This is a genomic window from Pseudomonas sp. TWI929 (assembly GCF_039673335.1).
Classification (GTDB): Bacteria; Pseudomonadota; Gammaproteobacteria; order Pseudomonadales; family Pseudomonadaceae; genus Aquipseudomonas.
Genome location: NZ_JBDJLK010000151.1, coordinates 1 through 6,643 on the forward strand (window position 1 = coordinate 1; position 6,643 = coordinate 6,643).

Annotated in this window: 7 protein-coding genes; 2 read left to right on the plus strand and 5 right to left on the minus strand. The window is 62.7% G+C overall.

What is annotated here, in order from left to right; translation table 11 throughout:
• The 3 genes from ABE456_RS27985 to ABE456_RS27995 form a co-directional block, all read right to left on the minus strand.
• On the minus strand, positions 1–216 hold a 216-nt coding region (locus ABE456_RS27985; RefSeq protein ID WP_346646820.1), incomplete at its 3' end, for a dihydrodipicolinate synthase family protein.
• A gap of 45 nt (positions 217–261) precedes the next feature.
• Positions 262–1,188 carry a 4-hydroxyproline epimerase gene (locus ABE456_RS27990; protein WP_346646821.1) on the minus strand — a complete coding sequence of 309 codons (927 nt, stop codon included), beginning with the start codon at positions 1,186–1,188 and terminating at the stop codon, positions 262–264.
• Between the two features lie 23 nt (positions 1,189–1,211).
• Positions 1,212–2,825, minus strand: coding sequence for an APC family permease (locus ABE456_RS27995; RefSeq protein ID WP_346646822.1), 1,614 nt, complete (start codon positions 2,823–2,825; stop codon positions 1,212–1,214).
• Between the two features lie 377 nt (positions 2,826–3,202).
• Between ABE456_RS27995 and ABE456_RS28000 the strand changes: the two genes are divergently transcribed.
• Entirely contained in the window at positions 3,203–3,973 is a 771-nt protein-coding gene (locus ABE456_RS28000; RefSeq protein ID WP_346646823.1) for an AraC family transcriptional regulator, read from the plus strand.
• On the opposite strand, the gene ABE456_RS28005 is transcribed toward ABE456_RS28000, so the two are convergent.
• Positions 3,939–4,838, minus strand: a complete 900-nt coding sequence (locus tag ABE456_RS28005; protein ID WP_346646824.1) for a DUF6216 family protein — start codon at positions 4,836–4,838, stop codon at positions 3,939–3,941. The two genes, ABE456_RS28000 and ABE456_RS28005, sit on opposite strands and share 35 nt — an antisense overlap.
• Positions 4,839–4,991: 153 nt before the next feature.
• Positions 4,992–5,876 (minus strand): LysR family transcriptional regulator, encoded by an 885-nt coding sequence (locus ABE456_RS28010; protein WP_346646825.1) that lies wholly within the window; start codon positions 5,874–5,876, stop codon positions 4,992–4,994.
• A gap of 140 nt (positions 5,877–6,016) precedes the next feature.
• Here ABE456_RS28010 and moaB point away from each other — a divergent pair, with 140 nt between their 5' ends.
• Complete coding sequence (gene moaB / locus ABE456_RS28015) at positions 6,017–6,556, plus strand: molybdenum cofactor biosynthesis protein B (RefSeq protein ID WP_346646826.1); 540 nt, start codon at positions 6,017–6,019, stop codon at positions 6,554–6,556.
• The last annotated feature ends 87 nt before the right edge of the window (positions 6,557–6,643 follow it).

Here is a 6,643-nt window from a genome sequence, read left to right on the forward strand (position 1 = left end):
GATGCCGGCGGCCACCAGGCGTGCCACGCCTTCCTGGCGCTCGGCCTCGGTCAGCAGCGGCCAGTCACCCATCGAGCCGCAGTACACCACGGCGCTCATGCCGGCCTCGATTAGTTCGCGGCCCTTGCGTACCAAGGCGTCGAAGTCCGGCTTGCGCTCGGCGGTGCACGGGGTCATCAGGGCGGGCATGGTGCCGGTGAAGATGTTGTTGGTCATTGTTGTTACTCCTCGCGAAAATCGGTTTGGTAAAAAAGCCGGGGCTCAGATGCCCCAGGCGAACGGGTCCTGTTCGTCGATCAGCAGGGTGCTGTCGGCGGTCATGTAGGCGCGGCCGGTGATGAACGGGCGAATGCGTTCGCCGTCGCACTCGTAGCGGCCATGGAACTGGCTGCCGGTGATGCTGGCCTGCACCCAGGTCTGGCCTTCTTCAAGCTTGCCGTCGGCGGCCAGGCAAGCCAGCTTGGCGCTGGTGCCGGTGCCGCAAGGGGAGCGGTCGTAGGCTTTGCCGGGGCACATCACGAAGTTGCGGCTGTCGGCGTTGGCGTCGTCGGCAAACAGTTCAACGTGGTCGATGGGCGCGCCGTTTTTGCCGGTGATGCCCTGGGCTTCGAGGGCCTTGAGCATGGCCCAGGTGTACTCGGTCAGTGCTTCGCGGTTATCAAGCTCGATGCGCTGGCCGTGCTCGGAAACCAGGAAGAACCAGTTGCCGCCCCAGGCGATATCGCCGCGCACCACGCCATGGCCGGGCACGTCCACCGCCACCTGCTGGCGGTAGCGGTAGGAGGGCACGTTGCCTACGGTGATGGCGCCGTCTTCATGCAAGGTGGCGCTGACCTGGCCGACCGGGGTGTCGATCTTGTGTACGCCCGCTGTGATCAGGCCCAGGTGCTGCAGCGAGGCGACCAGGCCGATGGTGCCGTGGCCGCACATGTTCAGGTAACCGGCGTTGTTGAAGAAGATCACTCCGCAGGTGGCGTCGGCCGACACTGGCGGGCAATACAGCGCGCCGACCAGCACATCGTTGCCGCGTGGCTCCAGCAGGCAGGCGCGGCGCCATTGATCGTGCAGCTCGCGCAGTTCGTCGCGTTGCTCGGCCATGCTGCGGCCGTGCAATTTGGGGAAGCCATTCATCACCAGGCGGGTAGGCTCGCCGCCAGTGTGGGAGTCGATGACGTGAATCTGTTTCATGGGCTTGTCCCTTGAGTAAAAGATCAGGAAGCGACTGCGGCAGGGCGGCCGGCGTAGCTTTCAGCGGAGGCTTCACTTTCATCCTCGCCTTCCAGGCGCACCAGGTGGGCAGGCACGCCAGTGGCCGCACCCCAGTAATAGATGCCCAGTGCGCAGGCGGCCACGGCCACGGTATCGAACGGGTGGCCGAGTACCCCCAGGCCGCCGAAGCTGCCCAGCCACGACAGCAGGATGGTCACCGCGTAGAAACCGATCAGCCACGCCGACGAGCGCACTTGCTGGGCCAGCGACAGGTGCTGGGTTGGCACGAAGCGGCCGCACAGCAGGTACAGCACGAACATCACGATCTGCAGGGCCAGCAGCCACGACACGGTGTTCCAGCCCGACCAGTACACGATCAGCGCGGCGATGATGAACGACAGCGGGCCGAGCACGCCCATGCCCTTGACCCGGAACGGGCGCGGCATGTCTGGGGCGTTGCGGCGCAGGGCGGCGACGGTGACCGGGGCCACGGCGTAGCTCAGCACCAGGGCGGCGGACACCACGTTGATCAGCGCTTCCCAGGACGGGAACGGCAGGGTCCAGAACACCGACAGGCCGAAGGTCAGCCACAACGCCGGGCGCGGGATGCCGGACTCGGCATCGATGCGGGTGAAGTACTTGAAGAAGGTGCCGGTTTGCGCCCAGCCATAGACCACACGCGGGGTGGCGTTCATGTAGATGTTGCCGCAGCCGCTGGGTGAGATCACCGCGTCGGCCACCACCAGGTAGGCCAGCCAGCCCACACCCAGGGCCAGCGCGATGTCACGGTAGGGCAGGGCCAGTTCCTTGGTCACGCTGGCCCAGCCGTTGGCCAGCATTTCGGTCGGTACGCTGCCGAGGAAGGCCAGTTGCAGAAGGGCGTAGATCGCGGTGGACAGCAGCACCGAAAGGATCAATGCAATCGGGATGGTGCGCTGCGGGTTCTTCACCTCGCTGGCCACCGAAATGATCGGCGTCAGGCCCAGGTAGGCGAAGATGATGCCACCGGCCGACACGGCCATTTCCACACCAGACAAGCCGAACGGGTCAAAGCCCTGGACGGTGAAGTTTTCTGGCTTGAAGAAGGTGAACAGCACGCCGATCACCAGCAGCGGCACGATGAACTTGAACACGCTGACCAGGTTGTTGGCCTTGGCGAAGGTTTTCACGCTGCGGTAGTTGAGGAAGAAGAACAGCCCCAGCAGGGCGAACTGCACCAGCCAGCCGAGGATGGTTGGGTCGCTGGAGCCGGCCTTGGTCAGCCCGGGGAACCAGGCGGCGGCGTATTGGCGTGAGGCGACCACTTCGATGGCGATCAGGCTGGAAAAGGCGATCAGGGTGATGAAGCCCATCAGGTAGCCGAGCAACGGGCCGTGCGAGTACACCGGGTAGCGCACCACGCCACCGGCACGCGGCAGGGCGGCGCCCAGCTCGCAGTAGACGATGCCCAGCAGCAGGACGGCGAAACCACCCAGGAACCAGGAGAGGATGCCTGCCGGGCCGGCGATGGCCGAGACGTGGCTGGCGGCGAACAACCAGCCGGAGCCGAAGATGGCGCCTAGGCCGATGAAGGTGAGGTCCAGCAGTGATAACTGTTTTTTGAATTTGCCTGACATGGGTTCGCCTTTTTGTTGGTTATTGGATAGGCAGGTCTGATGTCACGAGATGCGGCTTTTTGGGCCGCGCTCTTGTAGGACTTGGGCGGCTTGCGTGGGGCATAGAGTGGACCGATCGGGGTGACGGTTCTTGATGGTTTTCTGCAAGGTGGATGACGAAATCAGCACAGTTGCAAAAAAGCAGTGGCGGGGTGGAAGGGTGGGGGATAGCCTGAAAGCCACACCGGAAAAGGGCTTGAGAGATGCGCTGGTAGTGCCGGCCCTTTCGCGGGTGAACCCGCTCCCACAGGCATTGCACAAGTCGTGAGGGCTGTGGGGTTCCTGTGGGAGCGGGTTCACCCGCGAAAGGGCCGGCACAGCCAGCAGAGAACCGACAGATGACCGACACCCCCCTGGCAACCCTCTACCAGTCCCTCGACCAGCACCGCCCCGCCACCCTTGAGGCCCTGCTGGCCGGCGTATCGCTGTTGCTGCCGATCCTCGACGCCATCCCCAACGCCGCGATCTTCATCAAGGACCCGGCCGCCCGCTACGTGCTGGCCAACAACACCCTGGTCCAGCGCTGCGGCCTCAAACGCCTGCAACCGCTGCTGGGCAAGACCAGCACCGAAGTGTTTCCGGCACAGTTAGGGCCCGGCTACACCGAACAGGACCGTCGCGTGCTCAAGGAAGGGCTGGTACTGGAAGACCAGCTGGAGCTGCACCTGTACGGCAGCCGCGAGCCCGGCTGGTGCCTGACCCACAAGCGCCCGCTGTACAACCAGGCCGGCGAAATCATCGGCCTGGTCGGCATCTCGGTCGACCTGCAGTCAGCCGCCGACAGCCACCCCGCCTACCAGCGCCTGGCGGCGGTGGACGAGCATATCCGCCGGCATTTCCATCAGCCGATCAGCATGGGCGAGCTGACCCGCATCGCCGGTATTTCCGTGGCCCAGCTGGAGCGCTACTGCAAGCGGGTGTTTCACCTCACACCACGGCAGATGATCCACAAGGCGCGCCTGGAGCACGCCCACCGCTTGCTGCATTCGGAGCTGCCGATTACTGAAGTGGCGATGTGCTGCGGCTACACCGACCACAGCGCCTTCAGCCGCCAGTTCAAGCAGCTGACCGGTTTCACGCCGAGGCAGTATCGGCAGGCGACGGCGTAGTGGAAGGCGTAGGTGCTGTGCAAGCCAAGCGTGCTTGCCATCTGTTGTAGAGGGTTTGCGCTCTTTGCATGCGAGACAACTTCAGCACGACCAGCACCAGCCCGATCATCAGGATTGACGCGAAGCCGGCCAGAATGGTTCGTTGATGCTCTACGCCTTTGGCGACCTGAGTGGCGTAGTCGGGGGTCATGAAGATTGAACAGACAGTGTCGAGTTTTTCTTCTGGCATGTATTTCAAAAATGCATCCAGGCTTTTCGAAGACCGGCATTTATCCAGGGTCAACAGCTCGTCAGGCCACCACATTTCAAACTTTATATCTTCTTCGGATAGATAGAAGCGCGGAGAGTCAGCGTCGTTTTTCAGGGTAACCATAAGGTATTTCGACTGGTTGGCCAGTGGCAGCGGGGCCATGAACATGCCAAGAATGGCCACCAGGGCAATATAGAATCTGAACCGCCAAGGGGAGAAACGGGCTGTAGCCAGGGTTGGGGCGTTGAAATCGCTCCAGTCCATGTACCTGCGGTTGCGGCCAATATCGCCCGGTGCAAAGCCGTTGTCGATCATCCAACGGTGGGCCAGGCTGGCCTCGTGCAGGTTGTTAGCTGGGATATTGAACTCGTAACGAAAAAACTCGATTTCGCGCAGTTCCTTGCGCAGGTTGTTCAATTGCGAGTGGTTGTCGAACACGGTGGTGCCGCCAAACGCCCGCCAAATCAGGTCGCGCAAAAAGTAAAGCGAGCCGGCCCTGCTGTAAATGAACCAGAGCAGCACACCCAGCAAAATCGCGATGCCGACGGCAGCCCACGGGGTAAGGTTTTCTACACTCCATGAAAAAGTAGTAGATAAAGCAGTTGAGGTAGTCATGTCAGTTCCTTGGACAATGGAGGGCTGCCCGGCCAATGAGGCAAGGCGAGCACCATCGATGAACTGGGTATGATAAAAGTGCTTAAAGCAGCATGTCTTCACTGAAACGGCTGAAGTGGGCGTAAGGCATTTCCTTATCCATTCAGCGAATCACTATTGAGCGAACAGTACCCGCGCTTCGGCAAAACACTGCTCGGCAATCGCCGAACGCGGCTCGCTGCGGCGCAGCAGCAGGCCGACCGGGCTGTGGATGGCGGCATCGGCCACCGGCAGGATGCGCAGGTGCTCGCTGAGGTCTTCCAGGCCGCAGTCCAGCGGCATGATCGCGCAGCACATGCCGGTGTTGATGGCCTGGATCAGTTGGAAGCTGGAGTCGCTCTCCAGTACCGAATTGGGCTCCAGGCCACGGCTGCGGAAGCTCAGGTCCAGCGACTGGCGGTAGTGCATGCCTTTGCTCAGCAGCCCCAGCGGAATGTCGCCCAGCTCGTCCCAGCGCAGGGTGTCGCTGGCAAACTGGAAATGCCGGGTGTCATGCAGCAGGCCCATGGTGGTGGTGCCCAGTTCGATCACTTCGAAGAAGCTGGTGTTGACCTGGTCCAGGTAGCAGATACCCAGGTCGAGCTGGTTGCGGCTGAGCCCGTCGATGACCTGTTCCGAACTCAGCGAACTGAGCTGGAAGTGCAGTTCGGGGTATTTCTCGCGTAGCGGCAACAGCAGGTGCATGGGGTTGAAGCTGGCCAGCGGTACCGTGCCCAGGCGCAGGCTGCCGACCACCTGGCCACGGCAGCTGGCGGCCTCGGCCTGCAGGCCGTCGTGGGCGGCGAGCAGGGTACGGGCCCAGGCCAGGATGCGCTCGCCGGCCTCGGTAAAACCTTCGAAGCGCTGGCCACGCTTGACCAGCACCAGGTCCAGTTCGTCTTCCAGGTTGCGCAGGCGCATGGACAGCGTCGGCTGGGTGATGTGGCACAGCGCCGCCGCTTGGCCGAAATGGCGGGTCTGGTCGAGGGCGATGAGGAACTTGAGCTGCTTGATGTCCATGGAAATGCCTGGAGTCTGGTTGTGCAGACCTTAACCCACGTCTGCGATAGATGTCATTGATCAGCCAGTACGCCATATCGATTGGACGCCCCCGGGGCATGCCTCTAGCGTGGCGACAATGCCATTCAAGGAGCCTCACCGTGCGCGTCCAACCTGATGCGGTTTTCGTACCGCTGAACATCGCCGTGCTGACCGTCAGCGACACCCGTACCTACGACAACGACACCTCAGGCGAGCTGCTGGCCAGCCGCTCGGTGGAGGTCGGCCACCGCCTGGTGGCGCGGGCGCTGCTCAAGGACGACCTGTACAAGATCCGCGCCCAGGTGGCCACCTGGATTGCCGATGAGCAGGTGCAGGTGGTGCTGATCACCGGCGGTACCGGCTTTACCGGCCGCGACAGCACGCCGGAAGCGGTCGAGTGCCTGCTGGACAAGCGCATCGATGGCTTTGGCGAACTGTTCCGGGCGTTGTCGATTCTGGATATCGGCACCTCGACCGTGCAGAGCCGAGCCTTGGCCGGGTTGTCCAACCAAACGTTGGTGTGCTGCCTGCCGGGGTCTACCGGGGCTTGCCGTACGGCGTGGGAGGGGATCCTGGCGGAGCAACTGGATGCCCGGCACCGGCCGTGCAATTTCGTCAAGCACTTGAAGCCGATCGAGGCCTGTGCCAGCCGAGGGTGATTTTTTTACCTGTACCGGCCTCTTCGCGGGTAAACCCGCTCCCACAGGATTACCACTGCCTTGAACCTTGTGCAGTCCCTGTGGGAG